The 23,105-nt window shown below is 47.2% G+C and carries 22 protein-coding genes; 12 read left to right on the forward strand and 10 right to left on the reverse strand.

Annotation, left to right across the window (positions count from 1 at the left end; genetic code table 11):
* Positions 1-75 precede the first annotated feature (75 nt).
* On the reverse strand, positions 76-915 hold the full coding sequence (locus tag SHEWPOL2_RS00900; protein WP_037425083.1) for a PfkB family carbohydrate kinase: 840 nt from the start codon (positions 913-915) through the stop codon (positions 76-78).
* A 366-nt stretch (positions 916-1,281) separates the two neighbouring features.
* Between SHEWPOL2_RS00900 and SHEWPOL2_RS00905 the strand changes: the two genes are divergently transcribed.
* Entirely contained in the window at positions 1,282-1,479 is a 198-nt protein-coding gene (locus SHEWPOL2_RS00905; RefSeq protein ID WP_037423119.1) for a hypothetical protein, read from the forward strand.
* An 8-nt stretch (positions 1,480-1,487) separates the two neighbouring features.
* Here the strand turns inward: SHEWPOL2_RS00905 and SHEWPOL2_RS00910 are convergent, their stop codons facing one another.
* Together SHEWPOL2_RS00910 and SHEWPOL2_RS00915 are read right to left on the reverse strand one after the other, a co-directional pair.
* Positions 1,488-1,883, reverse strand: a complete 396-nt coding sequence (locus SHEWPOL2_RS00910; RefSeq protein ID WP_037423116.1) for a hypothetical protein — start codon at positions 1,881-1,883, stop codon at positions 1,488-1,490.
* A gap of 141 nt (positions 1,884-2,024) precedes the next feature.
* The gene (locus tag SHEWPOL2_RS00915; protein ID WP_037425086.1) at positions 2,025-3,008 is read right to left on the reverse strand and encodes a 2OG-Fe(II) oxygenase; all 984 of its coding nucleotides are present in this window, start codon (positions 3,006-3,008) and stop codon (positions 2,025-2,027) included.
* A 292-nt stretch (positions 3,009-3,300) separates the two neighbouring features.
* Here SHEWPOL2_RS00915 and ovoA point away from each other — a divergent pair, with 292 nt between their 5' ends.
* The 7 genes from ovoA (at position 3,301) to glnG (ending at position 11,835) form a co-directional block, all read left to right on the forward strand.
* Positions 3,301-5,400 (forward strand): 5-histidylcysteine sulfoxide synthase, encoded by a 2,100-nt coding sequence (gene ovoA / locus SHEWPOL2_RS00920; protein WP_086023961.1) that lies wholly within the window; start codon positions 3,301-3,303, stop codon positions 5,398-5,400.
* Between the two features lie 656 nt (positions 5,401-6,056).
* Entirely contained in the window at positions 6,057-6,368 is a 312-nt protein-coding gene (locus SHEWPOL2_RS00925; protein WP_037425088.1) for a pyrimidine/purine nucleoside phosphorylase, read from the forward strand.
* A gap of 113 nt (positions 6,369-6,481) precedes the next feature.
* Complete coding sequence (locus SHEWPOL2_RS00930) at positions 6,482-7,078, forward strand: TetR/AcrR family transcriptional regulator (protein WP_037425090.1); 597 nt, start codon at positions 6,482-6,484, stop codon at positions 7,076-7,078.
* Between the two features lie 150 nt (positions 7,079-7,228).
* Entirely contained in the window at positions 7,229-8,386 is a 1,158-nt protein-coding gene (locus SHEWPOL2_RS00935) for an iron-containing alcohol dehydrogenase (protein ID WP_037425092.1), read from the forward strand.
* A gap of 294 nt (positions 8,387-8,680) precedes the next feature.
* On the forward strand, positions 8,681-9,214 hold the full coding sequence (locus SHEWPOL2_RS00940) for a DUF4124 domain-containing protein (RefSeq protein WP_037425093.1): 534 nt from the start codon (positions 8,681-8,683) through the stop codon (positions 9,212-9,214).
* A gap of 121 nt (positions 9,215-9,335) precedes the next feature.
* Positions 9,336-10,382, forward strand: coding sequence for a nitrogen regulation protein NR(II) (gene glnL, locus SHEWPOL2_RS00945; protein WP_037423098.1), 1,047 nt, complete (start codon positions 9,336-9,338; stop codon positions 10,380-10,382).
* A gap of 37 nt (positions 10,383-10,419) precedes the next feature.
* The gene (glnG, locus tag SHEWPOL2_RS00950; RefSeq protein ID WP_037423096.1) at positions 10,420-11,835 is read left to right on the forward strand and encodes a nitrogen regulation protein NR(I); all 1,416 of its coding nucleotides are present in this window, start codon (positions 10,420-10,422) and stop codon (positions 11,833-11,835) included.
* Between the two features lie 68 nt (positions 11,836-11,903).
* Here glnG and SHEWPOL2_RS00955 read toward each other — a convergent pair whose 3' ends face one another.
* From SHEWPOL2_RS00955 to SHEWPOL2_RS00970, 4 genes are all read right to left on the reverse strand, one after another.
* Positions 11,904-12,461, reverse strand: a complete 558-nt coding sequence (locus SHEWPOL2_RS00955; protein WP_037425095.1) for a porin family protein — start codon at positions 12,459-12,461, stop codon at positions 11,904-11,906.
* Between the two features lie 154 nt (positions 12,462-12,615).
* Positions 12,616-13,026, reverse strand: a complete 411-nt coding sequence (locus tag SHEWPOL2_RS22340) for a hypothetical protein (RefSeq protein ID WP_083848286.1) — start codon at positions 13,024-13,026, stop codon at positions 12,616-12,618.
* 47 nt (positions 13,027-13,073) lie between these two features.
* A complete protein-coding gene (locus tag SHEWPOL2_RS00965) occupies positions 13,074-13,964 on the reverse strand; it encodes a cation diffusion facilitator family transporter (protein WP_037425101.1) in 891 nt (296 codons plus the stop codon).
* Positions 13,965-14,014: 50 nt separating this feature from the next.
* Positions 14,015-14,503 (reverse strand): Spy/CpxP family protein refolding chaperone, encoded by a 489-nt coding sequence (locus SHEWPOL2_RS00970; protein WP_050991289.1) that lies wholly within the window; start codon positions 14,501-14,503, stop codon positions 14,015-14,017.
* A gap of 359 nt (positions 14,504-14,862) precedes the next feature.
* On the opposite strand from SHEWPOL2_RS00970, the gene SHEWPOL2_RS00975 reads away from it, so the two are divergent.
* Positions 14,863-15,549, forward strand: coding sequence for a response regulator (locus SHEWPOL2_RS00975; protein WP_037423088.1), 687 nt, complete (start codon positions 14,863-14,865; stop codon positions 15,547-15,549).
* 14 nt (positions 15,550-15,563) lie between these two features.
* Positions 15,564-16,913 (forward strand): ATP-binding protein, encoded by a 1,350-nt coding sequence (locus tag SHEWPOL2_RS00980; RefSeq protein WP_037425104.1) that lies wholly within the window; start codon positions 15,564-15,566, stop codon positions 16,911-16,913.
* A 58-nt stretch (positions 16,914-16,971) separates the two neighbouring features.
* Here SHEWPOL2_RS00980 and SHEWPOL2_RS00985 read toward each other — a convergent pair whose 3' ends face one another.
* Positions 16,972-18,831, reverse strand: a complete 1,860-nt coding sequence (locus SHEWPOL2_RS00985; RefSeq protein ID WP_037425180.1) for a sigma-54-dependent Fis family transcriptional regulator — start codon at positions 18,829-18,831, stop codon at positions 16,972-16,974.
* Between the two features lie 368 nt (positions 18,832-19,199).
* On the opposite strand from SHEWPOL2_RS00985, the gene SHEWPOL2_RS00990 reads away from it, so the two are divergent.
* On the forward strand, positions 19,200-20,720 hold the full coding sequence (locus SHEWPOL2_RS00990; protein WP_037425107.1) for an aldehyde dehydrogenase family protein: 1,521 nt from the start codon (positions 19,200-19,202) through the stop codon (positions 20,718-20,720).
* 69 nt (positions 20,721-20,789) lie between these two features.
* On the opposite strand, the gene SHEWPOL2_RS00995 is transcribed toward SHEWPOL2_RS00990, so the two are convergent.
* Complete coding sequence (locus SHEWPOL2_RS00995; RefSeq protein ID WP_037425110.1) at positions 20,790-21,551, reverse strand: SDR family oxidoreductase; 762 nt, start codon at positions 21,549-21,551, stop codon at positions 20,790-20,792.
* Positions 21,552-21,688: 137 nt separating this feature from the next.
* Between SHEWPOL2_RS00995 and SHEWPOL2_RS01000 the strand changes: the two genes are divergently transcribed.
* A complete protein-coding gene (locus SHEWPOL2_RS01000; RefSeq protein WP_037425113.1) occupies positions 21,689-22,606 on the forward strand; it encodes a LysR family transcriptional regulator in 918 nt (305 codons plus the stop codon).
* Here SHEWPOL2_RS01000 and SHEWPOL2_RS01005 read toward each other — a convergent pair.
* Positions 22,603-23,091: a hypothetical protein gene (locus tag SHEWPOL2_RS01005; RefSeq protein WP_037425116.1), complete on the reverse strand. Its 489-nt coding sequence runs from the start codon at positions 23,089-23,091 to the stop codon at positions 22,603-22,605. The two genes, SHEWPOL2_RS01000 and SHEWPOL2_RS01005, sit on opposite strands and share 4 nt — an antisense overlap.
* Positions 23,092-23,105 lie beyond the last annotated feature (14 nt).

Genomic DNA, 23,105 nt, shown 5'->3' on the forward strand with positions numbered 1-23,105 from the left:
TGTGCACACTTTATCAATCCAAGATGACAGAAAAATGACCTCCAAATTGTTTAACGGTTGCAGCCCATTTCCACATTATGCTTCTAAATACTGCTTTAAAGCTGCACCAGGAATAGAACTGTCTGTTGCGACTGCAAAAGCCGCCCAAACAGCACCTTCAGACATTGCTTGAGTGATAGATTTGCCAGCACAGAGTCCATGAATAAGCCCAGCAGCATAGGCATCCCCTGCACCCGTGGTGTCGACAACCTCAGCAGGCACCGCAGGCACATGCTGCACATCATCTTGGGTATAAACCTTCGCGCCACGGACACCATCAGTCACCACAAAATAACGTAATGATTCACCACCAATGCTTACACCGTAATCCCAAGAGGCGACATCACATCGTCCATGCATATCACTCATAGAAGCAAGTAGTACATGGCAAGGGCGTGGTCTATCATCCTTGGCAAGTTGCGCGATCACAAGGCAATGATCCAGTGCAGTTTTAGCCCAACTTACAGTCCCTTCCGCTGATGTATTAAAATACAACGCATCCCAATGCTGCCATTTTGGTGGAACCGATAACTCAAAAACTGGCCGCTGCGGGCGGATAATGGTGCGCTCACCGTCAGGAGTCATCACCAGCAGCATCTCACAGGTATTCCCTGCGCGGCGCTGCACTAAACGACAATCAAGCCCTTGGGTACTAGCCTCGGCGATAGCCCAATCCCCCATTTCATCCCTACCCACTTGGCTGACTAATGCAACTCTATGACCTGCCCAAACAAGTCCAAGCCCCGTATTCGCCCCACCGCCGCCTAGGCGTTGACCGCCATCTTGATAATGAAAGCGACCACCGGTTTTTAAAGGTTTATCAAGGATTAACACACGGTCACAGTTAAGGTTGGCCACCAGCAAAATATTTGCCATGACAAGGCTCCATTGAAAGAGAATACCACGCCCAACCGAGACACGTTTGGGGCTAAAAGAGCCCCCAATCTAGACCAAAATGCGAGGTGGCACAATCTGAGTATCTAATACCTATTATTCATCAAATGTCAGCTTAAACGGGCTTTTATTGTAAGACCTTGACCATAATCAAATTCAGTAACACAACACATTCAGGCTAAACAATTAAAGACGATGTTCGATTAAGAACATGATAAATAATATGAATAATTTTAAAAACCATAAGCTTTACTCATGAAAATATAACAATATCACCAAGATTCAAGCGCCCCTTAAATTAGAAAAAGGTTAAACTTGGTGCCAAGGATAAAGACGAAAGGAATTCGTATGTTAATGGGCTGGCTACATCAGGATATGGATGGCGAAGAACAATTACGCCGTTATCGACAATGCGTAGAGGAATTTAATCTGCTGGACTTTCATGATGATTATGTAGCTAAAATCCAATACGAATATCGATTACTACAAATCTTGTTTGAAGAGCAGTCGATTCAACAAAGTGAGCCTGACTGCTCTGAAAAATAACACGAGAATTAGTCAACCGCCTTAAATGGCGAAAGTGATGCAAACTTGACCTCAAGTTGCCAATCCTGAATGACCATCTCCGACGGTTGCCAACTGTCATCAACCCATTCGTAAAGTAGGCCAGGATCTTCCTCAGCATTCACCAATAAACGACGGCCATCTTTTAAAACAATTGTATAATCAAGCCCCTGTGCATCCACACTTTCAATATCCCCCAAGACCTTGTGGTGAATGCTTGCAATTGCCCCAGTCGCCTTAACTGCTTCAGTTTTATTCGCTCCGCTGTAAAGTCTTAATACCTCATTGGTAGCGGGTTTATGAAATAAAAACTCTTCAGTCACGCCCACAACGATCGACGGATCAAGCTCATACCAAGCGGGTATCCATAATGCGTTCATTGCCATCCCGTTATATCCTGCATAATAATTTTACGGACGTGAACATTCTGCCCTAACCTTGGCCGATAAAATACTGTCCAAGGATAAAATAATTTTATCCTTGGGCAGTCCTGTAAACGGCAATTCCTTTATCAAATACAGATAAAGCTAGCCGAACAAGCCCGCTCTTAACCAAAACGGCTTATCTCTAAACCACTGGGTACAAACCCATTTTTGCCCTGATATCACCTCACAGCCGCGGTGCAATGAGGAAGGAATGGGTTTGCCAGTTTGATCCGTATTGTCAAAAACCAAAATCGCGGCGGTCTCCGGTTTAACTTGTATGTAAGGTGCCTTGAACTCTGTTTCTCCTCCTTCAAAGTCATCATTAAGATACAAAATAGCCGTTTTTGACCTTTGGCCAAAACGTGCCAATTCGGCTTCAATTTCAGCCGTATATGCATGTATTGCATCATAATGCCATTGATAGAACTGGCCAGACTCGTACCTAAGTACAACTATGGGTTCCGCAAACGCCAACTTAACCCCTGCAAACTTGGCAATGACTCTTTCAACACAAGCCATTGCAAGATTGTCATTAGGAATCGGTGTTGGGTAATGCATGTTGTTGCGGATACCACTTTCGACACTCCCCTTTCCCTGATGTCCATACACAGTAATAGGCCGCAAATGGGGCAATGAACATCTCTTAATATCGTCTAATAAATTCACTGGGAGTTGTGAGTGGGACAGCGTTGCCGATTGCAGTTGCTTCCCGACTGAAGTCGGCCTGCGCTCAAAAGCCAATAGCGCAGCAAACACACTGATCGCATCAGCGTGGCGGGGCGTAATCGTTTTTAGCCAAGGTACGAAATAACAAAATTTCGCTTTAACCTCTTGCGCTTGCAGAGGCTCTTCCATCAAAACATAGGAACCCCAGAACGATTGTAAACTCGCTAGTTCCTCTAACGCCCACTCAGCACTGAAAAACAAAGCGATGGCCAGCTCTCTTTCAGAAACCATGCTACGCATGCAGTGAACTAACCAAAAACGCACAAAATCAGCCGACTCAGTTGCCAACTTAAGTACTAACGCCTCAGGCAAACGATTGAAATAACGCTCTTCTAATAATTGAACAAATAACTGCTGCATATAAAGACCTATTCACAACTCAACCCAACTATGCTCATTAAAACTGAATCACATCAGCGATGAAACATTTTATTTACAATTAATCGTTTGTCGTCTTTTGTATCTATCAATCTTGAGTACAAAAATACAATCCAAGTTTCATCTCAGGCTTGGTTTCTGTTAGCTTGAAAACTCAGATAAATAACTGCCACATTTTGTTGGTAAAGTGATCCGATAACCAACCATGACGTATTGAGCCTGACAACCCATGGCAACAACAATGGCACCCGCTTGCCCTATGGAGAAATCGAACATGCCTGTTTTGCAAACACTCAAACTTACGGGTGATAATGAAACGCTAAAACGTCAAGCGCTTAAGCACTACTTCAACCAAACTTGGGCGCTCTATGAGTCGCTCTTCGAGTTGATAAAACACGACCATGCCTATTATTTAAAAGCCGAGCCTTTACGCCATCCGCTGATTTTTTACTTTGGCCACACCGCGACCTTCTACATCAATAAGCTCAAACTGGGCAAATATCTTGAGGAGAGAGTCAACGATCATTTTGAGTCGATGTTTGCCATTGGTGTTGACGAGATGTCTTGGGACGATCTCAATGAAACCCACTACCAATGGCCAACGGTCACCGAGGTAAAAGACTATCGAGACAAGGTGAATCGCGTTGTTAACCAATTAATTGATACTATGCCAATCACCTTGCCTATCACTCAGGACAGTCCTGCTTGGGTCATTTTGATGGGAATTGAGCATGAACGTATCCATTTAGAAACCTCATCAGTCATTATCCGTCAGTTGCCTTTAGAGGAAGTATCCCCAAGTGCTCACTGGCCTGAGTGCCAAGACTATGGAACGATAGACGCTAACCAGCTGATTGCTGTGGCGGGCAAAAAAATCACTTTAGGTAAAAAAGAGCAAGATGAAACCTACGGCTGGGACAACGAATACGGCAATAAGAGTTTTAAAGTGGCAGACTTTAAAGCCTCAAAGTATTTAGTGAGTAATCAAGAATATTTAAGCTTTGTTGAAGCCGGAGGCTATCAATCGCCCGAGTTTTGGAATGAAGAAGGTCGTGCATGGCTGGCTTACACTCAAGCCCAGATGCCACGTTTTTGGCGCCGTTATGAGGGCCAATGGTGGCAACGAAATCTTACCAGCGAAATTCCACTTCCCCTTAATTGGCCAGTTGAAGTCAATCAACTCGAAGCTAAAGCGTTTTGTTATTGGAAAGCGCGCCAGACTCAAAGCAACATCCGCCTTCTGACTGAGGCGGAATGGTATATTTTACGAGAAAATATTCCAACCGATGCCCCCGACTGGCAAGAAGTACCAGGGAATATCTCGCTGGCCTACTACGCTTCCTCTTGTCCGGTAAATCGCTTTAAACATAATGAATTTTACGACATTGTCGGTAATGTCTGGCAATGGACCGAAACTGCTATCGATGGTTTTAATGGCTTTGCAGTGCATCCACTCTACGATGATTTTTCAACGCCAACTTTCGATGGTAAACATAACCTGATTAAAGGGGGCTCTTGGATCTCGACGGGCAATGAAGCCATTGCAGCCTCTCGCTACGCGTTTCGCCGTCACTTCTACCAACATGCCGGATTTCGATATGTGGAGTCCCTGCAAAACCCAGAGCAAATGGCCGAGGTTAATGTGTACGAAACCGATGAACTGATTTCTCAATATTTAGAATTCCATTATGGCGCTCAATATTTTGGCGTCCCGAATTTCTGCGTTAATGGCGTTCAACAGGCGTTAAACGAAATCCAACTTGAGCATACCGCGAAGGCATTAGACATCGGCTGTTCGGTGGGCCGAGCCAGCTTTGAGTTAGCTAAAGTGTTCGACCATGTTGACGGTATCGATTTTTCGGCTCGTTTTATTCAACAAGCCTACGCGCTGACTGAACAAGGCGAAAAACGCTATACCATCCGCACCGAGGGCGATTTACAAGAGTTTAAGAGTGTCAGCCTTGCTAAACTGGGCTACCAAGAAGAAGCCAAAAAAGTCAACTTCATGCAAGGTGATGCCTGTAATCTTAAGCCGATCTACACAGGTTACGACTTAGTTTATGCCTCAAACCTTATCGACAGGTTGAACGATCCCAAACATTTCCTCACCAGTATTGGCCAACGCATTAACCAAGGTGGCTACCTAGTGATTGCATCACCTTATACTTGGCTTGAGGATTACACACCAAAAGAGAAATGGCTCGGAGGCATCAAAGTAAAAGGGGAAAACTTCACCACTTTAGATGGGTTGACCGAAACCTTGATCGGCCAATTTGAGCTAGTCGCGGTTAAGGAAATCCCCTTTGTTATCCGTGAGACTAAACGCAAGTTCCAACATTCCCTCTCAGAAATGACGATCTGGCGTAAACGATAACCGAAAACATTTAAGAAAAAATCCGCCAGAGAATCACTTCTGGCGGATGCATAACAGACAGCTCTGTGACATTCGCGACCTCCAATGGCAAGGATCTGCTTTTGATATTGCTTACCGATAACCAAGTTGATTTACTAAGCCAATAAACTCTCTCTTCAGGAAGCGGCTAGGCTTATCACAGCACTGTATTCCTCTACTAGGGCGTGTTGACGTTTCAGTAGAATAACGACACATCATTCCTCGTTTCGCGAGCACGTGCTTGCCAGAACGAACAAAATCTAATCTCGAAACGTGAACACGCCCTAATACCAATGGCATTAAACATCTGTTCATTCAGCGCAAGTTCAAAGTGCTTTAGGCAAGTCGAAGCATAATGTAGCTCTATCAGAAGTCTTTAACCTAATATAAAGTACTTCATCCAGCCATCACCTGCACTATGGTTGCTAAGCCAGATTATTTTATTGGGTATGCCAGCACCAACGAGTAATAACATAGAATAACTTAGAAAGTTTATGCACTTACACCCCAAACAAATCCTGTGTGCACAACATCCTATTTATTAAACAGCTACAGAGTAAAAATCATATTGACGACAGAATTAAAATAACTTTGAATTGCATACATATTCACAAAACATAAAGTAATTGGAGCACGGGATGGAACGAATTGAGCAAGTAGCAGTAGCCAAAAAAGCCAATATCTATTTTGGGGGTAAGGTCGCCAGTCGCAGTATATTTTTCAGTGACGGTAGTAAACAAACCCTAGGCGTAGTGCTTCCAGGAGAATACGAGTTTTCCACCTCTCAAGGGGAAATCATGCAGGTTACCAGCGGCAGTTTCGAGGTGTTACTACCAAATAACACAACCTGGCAAACCTTTAGCGAAGGCAGCCAGTTTGAGCTTGCGGCCAATGTCAGCTTTAAAATTCGCAATAGCGACATAGCAGAATATTGCTGCAGCTATCTATAGCGTTCAAGTCGATGGAATGCTTAGTCAACTGAGCATTCCTCTATTTACATAATACGTCTGTATAAAAACCAACCACTAGACGACTGGTCTAATTTGCTATAGACTCATGCGCCATGAAAACAGAAACCCAATCAACCCGTCAGCATATTCTCGACGTCGGTTACTCGCTGATCGTTAAGCAAGGCTTTTCGTGTCTAGGGTTAGCCCAATTACTCAAGACCGCCCAAGTACCAAAAGGCTCGTTTTACCATTACTTTGAATCCAAAGAGCAATTCGGTGAGGCACTGTTAACCAGTTATTTTGAGCAATACCAAACAGAGCTTGATAGCTTATTTGCCAACCCACAGCTCTCTGGCTTTGATCGCCAAATGCAATACTGGCAAAGATGGTTGCACGTGCAGCAGGACGGTTGTGTCGATCAAAAATGCCTAGTCGTTAAGTTAAGTGCTGAGGTGGCCGATCTCTCTGAGGCTATGCGCCTTGTGCTTTTAAAGGGGTCGGCTGGCATCATTGAGCGCTTAACCCAGTGCATTCAAGTGGGGATTGCCGATAAATCCATCTGTGAACAGGATGCTCAGGCAACAGCAGAGTTGTTGTATCACATGTGGCTCGGCGCCAGTTTGATGAATAAACTCGGCCACAGCCGCGCAGCTTTAGAGCGCGCCCTTGCAATGACCGAATCTATTTTAAAGACCAAAACCATGGGTTAATGCCAGCAACACTGGCACACCAATTAATCAGCAACCCGTTAATGAACAATGAAATATCGCCTCGTAGGCTTGATTTATCATTTAGTAGTCAAACAAATATAGACGACTGGTCTACTAAATTCATTTTCCAACCATAGGACAAATAGCAGTATGTTTAATTTCACCTACTACAATCCAACTCGTATTCATTTTGGTAAAAATACCATAGCTGAAATCGACACCTTAGTGCCTAGCAATGCCAGAGTTATGGTGCTATTTGGCGGCAGCAGCGCCAAACGAACAGGTACCTTAGCTGAAGTAAAACAAGCGCTTGGAAATCGTTTTGTGGTCGAATTTGAGGGGATCGAACCCAATCCAACCTACGAAACTCTGATGCAAGCGGTCGCGCAAGTACGTGAATTACATATCGACTTCTTACTCGCCGTTGGTGGCGGTTCGGTCATCGATGGCACTAAGTTTGTTGCCGCGGCTGCGGTATTTGAAGGCGAGCCTTGGGATATTCTCACGAGCTGGGGCACCAAGGTGACCAAAGCCATGCCATTTGGCTCGGTATTAACCCTACCGGCCACAGGTTCAGAGATGAACAATGCCAGTGTGGTGACCCGTAAATCTTTGAAAGCAAAGCTGCCATTCCGTAACGATTTAGTGTATCCACAATTCTCCATCCTCGATCCCACCAAAACCTTTACCCTACCGGAAAGACAAGTGGCGAACGGTGTTGTCGATGCGTTTGTGCATATCACCGAGCAATATCTCACTTACCCAGTCAATGCCGCGGTACAGGACAGATTTGCCGAAGGTTTACTGCAAATTTTGATTGAATTAGGCCCACAAGCACTCACAAAGCCTGAAGATTACGATATCCGCGCTAACTTGATGTGGGTCGCGACTATGGCACTCAATGGCACGATTGCCACAGGCGTTCCGCATGATTGGGCAACTCACATGATTGGCCATGAGCTCACCGCACTCTATGATATTGACCATGCCCGTACCTTAGCCATTGTATTGCCAGCATTATTACGCTGCACTAAAACGGCTAAGCGTGAAAAATTACTGCAATTTGCAGACAGAGTATGGCATATCACCACAGGCTCCGAAGACGAACGAATCGAGGCCGCGATTGCGAAAACCCAAGCATTTTTCGAAGCCATGGGCATTGCAACGCACTTATCTGGCTATGATTTAGGTAAAGAAGCTGTCGATGCGGTTGTTGCTCAACTCGAGAAACATGGCATGGTTGCTTTAGGTGAACATGGCAATATCGATCCCGCCATGAGCCGCGATATTTTAACCCTCGCCTTATAGTTCAATCTCACACCTCTGCAATCCCATGCTGCCGTGAGACTTTACACTATCAACGCACCATAATGGTGCGTTGATATTCCCTCAAACGGGGCAAAGGGTACTCACACTTAGGGGCATCAAGTTTTAAAGAAATATTTGTAATGGCGTTAGCGACATCATTCAGTCACACCTTGTCATCTTGTAAACCCGTTTATCGCCGATAAATCCTCATTACTGATGCACAAACACCATGATTTTTGATGAAAAAACGACTACTCTTGGATAATCTTATCTTACTGATAAAAGGATTTTTGCATGCGTTTCTTTACTCTCATCAGCTTAGTGCTGCTTAGCTTATTCGCGCAGGCAACAGTATATAAGTGGGTCGATAAGAACGGTAAAGTTCATTATTCCGATGAGCCACATCCAAATGCTGAGATTGTTGAATTAAAAGAAAAAACGCTAAACCAAATTACTCTTCCCCCCGTAAACCCTGATACAAATGACTCGCAAGCCATTGAACAAACCAAATACCAAGTCGTCATAACTTCCCCTGAAGAAGAGGAAACCGTCAGGGATAATAATGGCGATTTCCAAGTCACAGCCACAGTCACCCCTGAAATCAAGAGCCAATATTTGATGGCCCTTAAACTCGATGGTAAAGCCATCGGCCAACCCCAAATTGGCGGCACATTTCAGTTGAGCAACATCGACAGAGGTGAACATACCATTGTTGTCGATGCGATGACTCAAAACGGCAAAGTCTTTGCATCTAGCTCACCAAGAAAGATATTTCTTCATCAAGCGGCGATGATTCCAGCACCTAAAAAGCAACCAAAATCAAATTAAGTTGTTTAATAATAATTAGTTAGGTTGTAAGAAATACATTAAGCCGTTTGACGAAGTCGAGTTGCAGCATGCACCAAATCGGTGCAACATAAGGGTGCAACCCTATTTTCAGGAACGGTAGATGGATAAAGAGACTCTGCTCAATCATTTAGTGACCGCGGTACTGGTCATCGATAAGGATCTTAAGCCTTGTTATGCCAACGCCGCTGCAGAGCAACTGTTAGGTGTCGGTAGCCACAGGCTAGTCGAACAAGCATTACCCGAGCATTATCAAGCGCTAGGTGTCGACGCTCAGCTCCTTAGCGATGCGGTAAAGGCTGGGCAAAGTCTCACCGTTAACACCGCGACGTTAGTCACCTTAGATGCCCAGCATCACACCGTCGATCTGACACTGATCCCGCTCGAGGATGAAGCACAGCTGAGCCTGCTTGAACTTAGGCAAGTCGACCAACAACGACGTATCCACCAGCAACTTAGCCAAGATGCACAGCAGCAGGCGGCACAATTCTTAGTGCGTAACTTAGCCCATGAGATTAAAAACCCCTTAGGCGGCTTGCGTGGCGCAGCGCAATTGCTCTCGCGGGAACTCGACGATCCCGCGCAAAAGGAATTTACCAATCTCATCATCGAACAAGCTGATCGGCTGCGTAGCTTAGTCGACCGACTGCTTGGCCCGCAGCGCCCCACTCAACATAGTCTGCATAACATTCATCAAGTGGTGCAAAAAGTGTACAAGTTGGTGGAAATCGCACTGCCAGCCAATATCCAGTTGAAGCGGGATTATGATCCCTCGATTCCCGATATCGAGATGGACCCAGATCAAATGCAGCAAGCCGTGCTGAATATTTTGCAGAATGCGGTGCAAGCCCTTGAGCATACAGGTGGCGAAATCCTAATCCGCACCCGCACGCAACATCAGGTCACTATCGGTTCGCAGCGCCACAAGCTCGTACTGACCCTGTCCATTATCGACAATGGCCCAGGCATTCCGCCTGAGCTCATGGACACACTTTTTTATCCCATGGTCACCAGCCGTGAGCAAGGTTCTGGGCTGGGTCTATCGATTGCCCACAACATTGCCAGATTACACTCGGGCAGAATTGATTGCGTCTCCAGCCCAGGACACACAGAATTTATTATCTCTCTACCGATTTTAAGCGCAAAATAATTAAGCAAAACAAACGCATACCGTATGAGGAAGCAAAATGCGAATCAGTGAACAAGTGTGGATCCTCGACGATGATAGCTCAATACGTTGGGTGCTCGAAAAAGCGCTCCAAGGCGCTAAACTCAGCACCGCCAGCTTTGCTGCGGCCGAATCACTTTGGCAAGCATTAGAGATTGCCCAACCAAGGGTCATCGTCTCGGATATTCGTATGCCGGGCACAGATGGCTTAACTCTGCTTGAAAGACTACAAATCCACTATCCGCATATTCCCGTTATCATCATGACGGCGCATTCGGACTTAGACAGTGCCGTGAGTGCCTATCAAGCTGGGGCGTTTGAGTATTTGCCAAAACCCTTTGATATTGATGAAGCAATTTCCCTCGTTGAGCGTGCGCTGACCCATGCAACAGAGCAAAGTCCAACGCCAGCGGCGCAGGAAACTCAAGTCAAAACCCCCGAAATTATCGGTGAAGCCCCCGCGATGCAGGAGGTGTTTCGTGCCATTGGTAGGTTGTCACGCTCTTCAATCAGCGTGCTGATCAATGGCCAATCAGGCACAGGTAAAGAGCTAGTTGCAGGCGCACTGCATAAGCACAGTCCGCGCAAGGATAAACCCTTTATCGCCTTGAATATGGCGGCGATTCCTAAGGATTTAATCGAATCAGAACTATTTGGCCATGAAAAAGGCGCCTTTACTGGTGCGGCTAACGTGCGTCAAGGGCGCTTTGAGCAAGCTAACGGCGGCACCCTGTTTTTAGATGAAATCGGCGATATGCCGCTAGACGTGCAAACCCGTTTGCTACGGGTTCTCGCCGATGGACAGTTTTATCGAGTCGGCGGCCATAGCGCCGTCCAAGTGGATGTGCGCATCATTGCTGCCACCCACCAAGATCTTGAGCAATTAGTCCTAAAAGGCGGATTTAGGGAAGACTTATTCCACCGCCTCAATGTGATTCGTATCCATTTGCCACCGCTGTCACAACGCCGTGAGGATATTCCTCAGCTTGCTAGCCACTTTTTAGCCTCCGCCGCCAAGGAGATTGGTGTCGAAGCCAAAATCCTCACCAAGGAGACCGCCGCTAAGCTATCGCAATTGCCATGGCCGGGCAACGTTAGACAACTCGAGAACACTTGTCGCTGGCTCACCGTCATGGCCTCAGGACAAGAAATCCTGCCCCAAGACTTGCCGCCCGAGTTACTTAAGGAACCTACCAGTATTAATCCAATGGCGAAAGGCAGCCAAGATTGGCAATCGGCACTCACCGAGTGGATCGACCAAAAACTGTCTGAGGGAAATAGCGATTTATTAACCGAAGTACAGCCTGCCTTTGAGCGCATATTACTCGAAACCGCATTGCGACATACACAAGGGCATAAACAAGAAGCGGCAAAACGTTTAGGCTGGGGAAGAAATACTTTAACGCGAAAACTGAAAGAATTGTCTATGGATTAACCATCCATTTAAAAGCAAAAAAGGGATATCACTATCCCTTTTTTATTATTTAGATTTAATCTAAATAATTAGAACTGGTAATGCACACCAATCGCCAGTTGTTTAATATCGGTATCGATATCTTTCACATTTAAATAATTGTGGTCAGCGTCTAAATCACCGCTAGTAACATCGTAACTCAAGCGAACATTTAAATGCTCTGTCACAGCAGCGTTAATACCAACACCGTAGGTCCAGCCATAGCCTGTGAAATCTTCATCAAAACCAAAACCGTCAATATTCATAGCCATAGATGCAACACCGACCTTTGCATAAGCTGAGAACATATCATTGATTTGCATAGTAAACTTAGGGGTAAAAGTAAGTGCACCCGCAGAAATATCGACATCGTTATCGCCTAAATCGCCAGTTGCAAATAAATTCGCCTCTAAACCAAACCATTCGTTAAAGTTGTAACCACCGTATACACCGAAACCTGTCCCTGTTTCTCCATCATCAAGCACATCAACAGTCACGCGATTTAGTGCACCACCCACATAAAAACCTGTGGTGTCAGCTGCCGCTACAGCTTGGCCTGTCACTAATACTGCTAGTAAAGAACCCGCAACTAAAGATAGTTTTTTCATTACATTTCCCTAATGAGTTAACTTAAGTAGTAAACGCCGCGAATAATATAACAAACACAAAATAAGAGTAATAGTTTGTAAAGGTTAAATACACTTTATACAGAAAGCATTCAGCTTTAAATAAAACGAGCATGTATGAGAAGAGACTTAAGCATTAACTAACGACTCGCAATACATTCATAATCGCGAAATAACACCAACGAATAAGGGAACGACGTTTTCGCTCATCGAGGCATTCACTAATCATGACTTTTCCCGATTGTGCACAAATTACCCGGCTGCGCCACATTAATAATGGCCAAACATGTAGTCGATACTCCCGCTGCGCAATATTGAACGGAATAATTCTCGGCCAATAATATAAGGATTGACGCAGGATAAGCTCGCTCCAAACGCCCATAGGAAGATTCACTAGATTATGATCAGAGAGGTTTGAGTCATGTCCCCCGCTCGCGCTGGGGACATGCTCGGCAATCAACTCAAAGCGAGTCGACAATCGATGATAACGGCAGATGAGCCGCGTATGAGCATCAAACAGGTGAGACTGCCGCTGCATCCATGGCATAACCACTCCTTTGGTATGTCAATAATCGCTTTAGTGTTTTACCGCGGTTATTGAGTCATTGGCTCCACTTGTACGGGATCTTGGTGAATAATCACCTCGGCATCTTCAAAGGCGGCCTTTACCCTAAGCCCTGTGGTATCAGCAATACTGTGGGCCTCGTTTAGGCTTAAATGGCCGTCTATCTCCAAATGGAATTGAATAAAAATGGTTTTACCTGCTTGGCGCGTCCGTAAATCATGAAGCCCTAATACTCTTGGATCTTCCTTAGCAATTTGTTTTATCCGCTGACGGGTTTCTTCATCTAACTCACGATCTAACAATGCTTGAATCGAGCGGTAACCTAAATCAAAAGCCTGCCGGCCTATGTAACAGGCAATCAGTACTGCAAATAGACCATCCGCCCACCACCAGCCATATTGAGACAATATGAGTGCTAAAAGCACCGCGGCATTGAGAAATAAATCTGACTTATAGTGCAACGAATCGGCTTCCACCACAGTGCTATTCGTTGCCGCTAGCGCCCGTTTTTGCAGCAAAACTAAGGCGAGTGTCAGCACAATTGCGACTACAGAAACCACTACGCCTAAGGTGGCATTTTCAACGGGTGAAGGATTTAGCAAACGTTCGCCGCCATAAAATAGCAACAGAAATGCCGATCCCATAATAAAAGCCGATTGCGCTAGCGAGGCTAATGGCTCAGCTTTGCCGTGACCATATCTGTGGTCATGATCTGCGGGAACGAGAGCATAGCGAATGGCAATAAAATTGATAATCGAGGCAAGTGCATCGGCGAATGAATCCGTCAAGGATGCCAACATACTGGCAGAACCGGAATACAACCAAGCTAACAGTTTGATTGTGATAAGGGTCAAAGCAGTAGCCACGGAAGCGCGACTAGCTAATTTGACCCAAAAATCGTATTGGGAAGTTTCAGTCATAGGGGTCTATATCGGGAAGCTATGACCCTATTGTATATCAGCTTACAAGCTTAACTGCGAGGTTCTTTAGCAGCTTGTGCTTCAAATCGCGCTTTAAACTTAGCTTGTTGCTCGGGCGTCAGCAGATTGTAAATTTGATTCTGCATCTTCATCCTTTCAATCGCTTGCGTTAGACGTTTTTCCTGCTGAGCACTCAGCAGTGCCTTAGCTTGCGCCTCATCGAAGGTGGCCGAGGTGATCAACCCATGCATTTCAGTTCGGTGCGCTAAACGCTCTTCCTTCGAAGGTCTATCATCACTACGTGCTGCACGTTGCTCAGCAAACAGTTTTTTAATGTCTGCTTTTTGTGCATCAGTTAAGTCTAATCCTTCGAACATTCTATGCATGCCATCATGCTCCATGCGATCGCCACGTTTATGAAACTCACCACGAGAATGATCACAGCCTTGGCTAGGCTCAGCACTCACTGCTGTCGCCAATACTGCGGAGCTTGCTAAGATGGCAAATAGACCTGCTTTTAAAGGAGATAATGTTTTCATCATATTAACCTCAATAATTCAACTTCATGTTGTAAAGATAAGAAATAGTGACGACCCTTTTAAAAGCCGAATCACTTTCGACGATAACAGTCTAAAGCCTCATATGTAAGTGAGGTCGTGACCTGAGTAAATCAGTGTAAAGTTGCGCCAATAACCATACCCGAACCACCTTAAAGAGCAGAAACTCGACTCTTGAACTCGCTTAGGTAAAACAGATTCTCTATTCTTTACTTTGGCTTACATTGCTACACAGCAATTGACATCAAAAGGGGTATACTCAGGCAAAGTACTAAAAGTGCCTGCGATTTACTGAGCCCATGCCGGTCTGCAGCACCCGTTCACCCAGATTAAGGAACACTATGAGTCGGATATTATTAATCGATGATGATCTCGGTTTGTCAGAACTCCTTGGACAATTACTCGAACTCGAAGGGTTTAAACTCACGCTAGCCTACGATGGCAAGCAAGGCTTAGAACTTGCCTTGGCTGCAGATTACGATTTGATCTTACTCGATGTCATGTTGCCTAAATTAAATGGCTTTGAAGTGCTTCGCGCCCTGCGGCAACACAAGCAAACACCCGTGTTGATGCTCACCGCCAGAGGCGACGAGATTGACCGAGTGGTAGGGCTTGAGATCGGTGCCGATGACTATTTACCTAAGCCCTTCAATGACAGGGAGCTTATCGCCCGTATTCGCGCCATTATTCGCCGCTCACACTTAACCGCCCAAGAAATCCACGCCACCCCGGCGCAAGAGTTTGGTGATTTGCGTTTAGATCCCACTCGCCAAGAGGCCTATTGCAATGAGCAACTGATCATCCTCACGGGCACAGAATTTACTCTGCTGCACACCTTAGCGCTCCATGCTGGCGAGTTGATGAATAAAGAAGAGCTCAATGAAATTGTGCTGGGTAAAAAATTGATGCCATTCGATCGCAGCCTAGACATGCACCTCTCGAATCTACGTAAAAAACTTCCCGAGCGCAGCGATGGCAGACCCAGGGTGAAAACTATACGTGGCAAAGGTTATATCTGGTTACCATAACGGCGGGAACAACTGTGCCTAATCGCTTATTTATCAAATTACTGCTCGGATTTTGGCTCTGTAGTTCGTTGATTATTGCCTTAGTCGGGCTGTTGCCTTTGTTGCAACAAAATCACGACCGCGCCCCAATACCGCCCCACCTGCAAAAAGTACTGGCGACCGTAGCGCAGCGCATTCAAGAAAATCCAACTCTGCTTAAGTCCGATTTTCTGCGCCGCTGGGAGAGGCATCGAGATATGGAAGGCAAACCACTGCGGCTGTATCTCACCAATAGCCAAGGCCAAGTGATTAACAACAATAGAATCAGCCGTGGTGTACGCAGTTTTATTCTGATGGCCGATGAAGAAAAACAGCCAATTAGCCACCAATTTAAAGATGAATTAGTATTTGGCCCACACCAATTTACTCTGGAGGGAGAAACCTATTTTCTCTATGGTCGACTGCCAGATATTCATCCTCGGCCCTGGTTCTTCTTCTTTATCGAAAACAAACTACTCACCCTCAGTTTGGCCATACTGCTGTCGGGATTACTCTGCGCCCTACTCGCTTGGCATTTGGGTAAGCCACTCAGTTCACTCAAGAAAAGTGCAGATGCCCTCGCAGAAGGTGATCTCAGCAATCGGGTGGATAAAGCAACCACCCAACGTAACGATGAAATCGGCCAACTCGCCACTGCATTTAACAGCATGGCGGACTCGATTGAGGCCATGGTCAAAAATCAACAACGTTTGATGGGTGATATTTCCCACGAACTGCGCACCCCACTGACCCGCCTGCAATTGTCACTGGCACTGGCCCGCAAGAAAGGCCAGCAGACCACTGAAACCGACCGCATTGCCTACGAGGCCGAGCAATTAGAACAACTGATTGCCGAGCTGCTGGAGCTATCGCGGGTCAAACTTAGCACCAATGAGACTAAGGTACGCCTTGGCTTAGCCGAGTCGCTAAGCCAAGTATTGGACGATGCCGAATTTGAAGCCGATCAACAGGGCAAAAAGATCACTATCGATATCGATGAAGCCATCGAACTCAGCCATTATCCGAAATCCCTGTCCCGGGCGATAGAAAACCTGCTGCGCAACGCGATTCGTTATGCCCAGAGCGATATTCACCTGCGCGCGAGCCAAGCCAGCGGCCAAGTACAGATCACAATTAAAGACGATGGTCCGGGGATAGATCCTGCTGAACTTGAAGCGATTTTTAAACCCTTCTATCGCCCCGATTCGGCAAGACAGCGGGAAAGTGGGGGCTGGGGCCTAGGACTCGCCATTACCGAAGCCGCCATTAGCGCCCATAAAGGTAAAATCAGAGCCGAGAATCGTCAGCCACACGGCCTTGAAGTCAATATCAGTTTACCGACCTAAAAACATAAGCCCCGCTAACACCGTCAGCGGGGCTTATATTATCAACAGTCAACTACCGTTAATCCTTAATACCGAGCTGTTTTAATTTGCGATACAAGGCATTACGACTAATCCCCAAACGCTTAGCACATTGGCTCACATTGCCCTCGCAGGCGCGGTAAGCCTGCAACACGTTCAGATTTATGGTTCCATGGAGCGAGTCGATGGTGGCGGAGCTAGACTCGGCCAGTTCGTGCGGATGCGCCGTGGTTTCGGCTTCAACAACCTCAGTTAAGGTGTGCGGCTCAAACGCCAGATCCATTAGCTTTTGAGCAAGGTAATCGGGGAGATGATTGATCTCGAGTACAACCTCACCTTCGGCCATTAAACACGCCACCTGCATTAGGTTATCCAGCTCCCTTAGATTGCCGGGCCAATCGTAACGCATCAGCTGCGCCAATAATTCAGCACACAGGGTTTGTGGGCCGCTGCGGTGACGGCGGTGTAATTTATGGATGATGCGCTCAATATCCTGCCGCTCACGCAGCGCAGGCAAGCGCACCTGCAATCCATTCAGGCGATAAAACAAATCCTGACGGAACAATCCCTGCGACACCAGCGACTCTAAATCCATATGGGTCGCGGCGATGATCTGAATATCGACCTTAACACTTTGATTACTGCCGACAGGAACGACCTCACGCTCCTGCAGCACCCGGAGTAACCGGCTTTGCGCCGCCAGCGGCATCTCGCCAATTTCATCGAGGAACAAAAAACCACCGTGGGCTTGGCGGATCTTACCGATAAAACCAGTTCGATTAGCGCCAGTAAAAGCCCCTGCCTGATAGCCAAATAACTCAGACTCAACTAACTCCGCGGGCAAGGCGGCGCAATTCACCGCCACTAACGGCTGCGCGCGGCGGGCACTCTGGGCATGGAGCTTTTTGACAAACTGCTCTTTACCCACCCCAGTTTCACCGAGCACCAGCAAAGGGATTTGTTTAGTGATGACCTTGTTCGCTTGCTGCCAAGCCCGCTCAAGCAAGGGATCGCGAAACCTTACCCCCAATTGACTCTGCGGCTGATCTTGAATCGTCTTCGCACTTTTGGTCTGCGTAACACCCAACGCCTGAGTCTGTAAGTGCAGAGCCAAATCCCGATTGAAGCCCCCCGCTCGCGCCCAGCTATCTCCCAAATGCAGCTCTAGGCTATCGCCCAGCTTGGCTTGACTCAGCAATTGTTTTGCCATGGGATTACAGCCCACAATCCGTCCATCACTGTCGGCGATCACTATGCCTTGCCAGCCAGAACTTAATAAACTCGGCTCGGCGGCTAAATCAATCCGATAATGGCTATCGGGCAGATGACACAGCAGCGCCGTTTCGACCTGCTGCGCCAGACTCGACACTAACATTAAAGTCTGCTGTGAATGCCGCTGTTGCTCACTGGTGATATCGAGCACTCCGAGCATCTCGCCTTGGGGTGAAAAAATCGGGCAAGCAGTACAACTCATAAAACGATTTTGGCGGATAAAATGCTGCTCGCCAACCACTGAAACCGCCTGCTTGGCCGTGAGCGCCGTGCCTATTGCATTGGTGCCCTTATACTTTTCGAGCCAGTTGACCCCAATATCGAGCGCCACATCAGCTAACTTACTGGAATAACGACTCACGCCCCAATGTTTCAGCACATAACCGTCAGCATCGGAGAGCAATAATCGACTATTGGAGTGTGCCATCAGTTGATTAAACAGCGGTAAGGCATGGGATTGTACTAATTCGATGAGCTGCTGATATTGCTCATGTTTATGTTTGAGTTCCGCGCGAGTGAGCCTGAGATCCTCACCAGCATGAAACTCTGATAAGCCAGCACCTAAGCTGCGCTGCCATGAATCGGCTAACCATGCCTGTGTGGTTGGAAAATGCGGTTTTACTGTCATAGCCATGCTCCCCGAGCGCTGCTCCATTTCGGCACACCCATGGTGTGTCGTTGGATGACAAAATGACCACAGGGCAACTTTCCATCCTTGAATGCCCTATTGATTTGGATCTGCAAAATTAGCTTTTCATCATACTGTTAGCTCAACAAGTGTACAACTCCTGCCAGTTTGGCACTGTCCTTGCGATACCCGTTTATACGCAGTACTCAAGTGTTGCGTAAGAGAACACCAACTTAATCAACAACTTTGTCAGTCAATCCGATTGGCAAAGGATAAAAATAACAACAGTGCTCAAACCTATTTCAACAAGACCCATGCTGAGACGCTACACATTTAGCGTTTTCGGCAGCCACAGAAGGAATAACACTATGATTTATGCTCAACCCGGAACTCCTGGTGCCATCGTTAACTTTAAAGAAAAATACGCTAACTTTATCGGTGGCAAATGGGTCGCCCCAGTTAACGGCGAATACTTCGATAATCGCTCCCCCGTCAATGGTCAAAACTTCTGTAAAATTCCCCGCTCCGACTATCGCGATATCGAACTGGCGCTCGATGCGGCCCATGCCGCTAAGGATGCATGGGGAAAAACCTCGGTCACCGAGCGTGCGAATTTACTGCTGCGTATCGCCGATCGCGTTGAGCAAAATCTCGAATACTTAGCCGTTGCCGAAACCTGGGAAAACGGCAAAGCGGTGCGTGAAACTCTCAACGCCGACTTGCCTCTGTTTGTAGACCATTTCCGTTACTTCGCTGGCTGCATTCGAGCACAGGAAGGCAGTGCTGCTGATATTGATGGCAACACCGTCAGCTATCACTTCCCTGAACCTTTAGGTGTCGTCGGGCAAATCATTCCGTGGAACTTCCCGCTGTTGATGGCGGCATGGAAAATCGCCCCTGCGCTCGCCGCAGGTAACTGTGTGGTGCTCAAACCCGCCGAGCAAACACCCGTCTCTATCCTTGTGCTACTCGAACTGATTGAAGATCTGCTGCCGCCCGGCATCCTCAACGTCGTCAACGGATTTGGCGCCGAAGCGGGCCAAGCCCTCGCCACCAGCAAACGCATCGCTAAACTGGCCTTTACTGGTTCCACCGAAGTGGGTTACCACATATTAAAATGTGCCGCCGAATCACTGATCCCATCGACAGTAGAACTCGGCGGTAAATCGCCTAACCTCTATTTCGCCGATGTGATGGACCACGAAGACGAGTATTTAGATAAGGCCGTCGAAGGCATTTTGCTGGCCTTCTTCAACCAAGGTGAAGTCTGCACTTGCCCATCAAGGGTGCTGATCCAAGAGTCGATTTACGATCGCTTTATCGAAAAAGTGCTCGCCCGTGCGCAAACCATCAAGCAGGGCAACCCGCTGGATACTGCCACCCAAGTGGGTGCGCAGGCCTCACAGGAACAATTCGATAAGATCTTAAGCTATCTCGCGATTGGTAAAGATGAAGGCGCGCAGGTGCTCTTAGGCGGCTCGCTCTGCCAGCTCGAAGGCGATCAAAGCAAAGGCTATTACATCAGCCCAACGATCATGAAAGGCCATAATAAGATGCGGATTTTCCAAGAGGAAATCTTTGGCCCAGTTATTTCGGTCACCACCTTCAAGGATGAAGCCGAAGCCTTAGCAATTGCCAACGATACCGAATACGGCCTTGGTGCGGGTGTATGGACGCGGGACATGAACCGCGCCCAGCGTCTAGGTCGAGGCATTCAAGCGGGTCGCATTTGGATTAACTGCTACCACGCCTATCCTGCCCATGCGGCCTTTGGCGGTTATAAGAAGTCGGGTATCGGCCGTGAAACCCACAAAATGATGCTCAATCACTATCAAAACACCAAAAACCTATTGGTGAGTTACGATATCAATCCGCTCGGGTTCTTCTAACCGAGCAGAAACCTTGCCTTGATAACAAGAAAGGGCCATTGGCCCTTTCTTTATTTTTATCGGGTAGAACTATAAGAACATACCGCCAGATGCCTCGATACGTTGTGCGTTTATCCACGCCGCAGCGGGTGACAACAAGACACTGATTGCACCGCCAATATCCTCGGGTAACCCCACCCGCCCCAACGCCGTTTGCTGCGCTAAAAACTCATTCATCTGTGGATTATCCCGCACCACACCGCCGCCAAAGTCCGTTTCGATTGCACCGGGAGCCAGCACATTAACGCGAATGCCCCGTGGACCAAGCTCCTTCGCCCAGTATTTGGTCATGGTTTCGACCGCGCCTTTCATGGTGGCGTAAGCGCCAAACCCTGGGATAGCAAAGCGCGTTAACCCTGTAGAGACATTGATAATACTGCCGTTATCAGCAAGCAGAGGCAGCAGTGCCTGAGTTAAAAAGAAAGGCCCTTTGACATGAATATTCATCAAAGTATCGAACTGCTCCACACTGGTTTCAGCCATGGGCACATGGATACCAATCCCAGCATTATTAACTAGATAGTTAAAACTATCCCGCTGCCAAGTCTGTTCGAGTGCGGTTTTAACGCGTTGAGAAAAATCACTAAAGGACTGGCTATTACCCACATCTAACGGTAACGCGACAGCCTTGCGTCCGTGCCATTCAATTTCCGCTACCACCTCGGCGGCCGCAGCGGCATTACTTTGGTAAGTTAGAATAATATCAACACCTTGTGCGGCTAAGGTCAGGGCCGCATTTTTACCTAAGCCACGGCTTGCACCGGTGATCAGCGCGATGGGAGTTGTGTTCATTGTGTATCCTCTTCATTCATCTATGTTAATGCCGCCGCACAGCATGGCGATTCCACTGCACACAGCTTATTACTTGCACAAAGAGGGATAAACACACTATAAATGGCAAGACTGTTAGCTATTAGAGAACAATTGCAATGCAAGATAGACTACAAGCCATGCAAATTTTTATGCGGGTGGCTGAATTAGAGAGTTTTACTCAAGCCAGTATCAGCCTAGGTCTGTCGAAAACCCATGTGTCGAATGTCGTAGCTCAGTTCGAAACCGCACTAGGGGCACGCTTACTGCAACGCACCACCCGCACAGTGCGCCTCACTCAAGACGGTATAAGTTGTTATGAGCGCTGCAAAAACTTGCTCACCGACTATCAAGAATTAGAAAGCCTCTTCCAACTGCAGGCGGCGCAAGTTTCGGGTCGCTTAAGAGTCGATATGTCCACGGGGATTGCACGTAACTTAGTGCTTCCTCATCTTCCTGACTTTATTGAGCAATATCCCCAAATTGAGTTGGAGCTAAGCAGTACCGACCGCAAGGTCGATATCGTCGCCGAAGGTTTTGACTGCGTGATCCGCGTAGGCAGTGTGCAGCAAGAAGGTGTTATCGCTAAAAAGATTGGCCACTTTAAGATGCTTAACTGCGCAAGCCCAAGCTATATCGCAAAATACGGCAAACCATCGAATATAGAAGAGCTTAGCCAAGGGCATAAGCTCATCCATTACGTTGGCCAGTTAGGCGGTAGCGATTCAGGATTTGAGTATCTAAGCCAAGATAATCACGAACTATGCGCCCTAGCCTTACCCAAGCTAATCACAGTCAATAATGCCGATGCCTACAGCGCGGCCTGTCTGGCGGGTTTAGGGATTATTCAAGCGCCGAATATTGGGGTGGCAAAATATCTCCAAACTGGCGAACTGATAGAGATCTTGCCAGATTACCCTGCACCCTCAATGCCAGTGAGCTTGCTCTATCCCCATAGACGCCATCTTTCTAAACGCCTTCAGGTATTTATGGCTTGGTTAACCGAGTTGCTGACGCCTTTTTTAGTATCGCGTTAACGGTCAGTCTCGATATTCGCTAACCGCTGCGACAGTTCTGCCATCGAGCTTGCCGTGCGGGGATCACTCTCGGGCTCGGTTACTGGATTAAATTCGAGACGCGGACCGCCGAACCGACCGAAACGGCTCGGCAGAATATGCAAATCCCAAACTAACTGATCGTAGTAATGCAGCCGCAGGCCATTATCGGCAACTGGCCAATGGGCATAGAGTAAAAACGAATGATAGCTCTGCGAGAGGGAGCGACTCGCCACTAATTTAAAGGACGCATCGAGCAGGCTGCACTCAGTCGATTCTTCAAAGGGGCAATCGTAGGAGGTCAGCAGTAGATAGCCTTGGGTGCCATTGGGTAAAGTGCAGCGGTACTGGGCCTCAAGCTGCCTTCCCGCAATATTGACCCCAGTAGCTTGCTGATTGAAATACAAAGGCTGAGTGAGCGCCTCGGTATCAGATGCTCGCAGTGTGAAGGCTGTTATCGGCTGCATGCTGTATCCTTCCT

This window comes from Shewanella sp. POL2 (genome assembly GCF_000282755.1).
GTDB lineage: Bacteria > Pseudomonadota > Gammaproteobacteria > Enterobacterales > Shewanellaceae > Shewanella > Shewanella xiamenensis.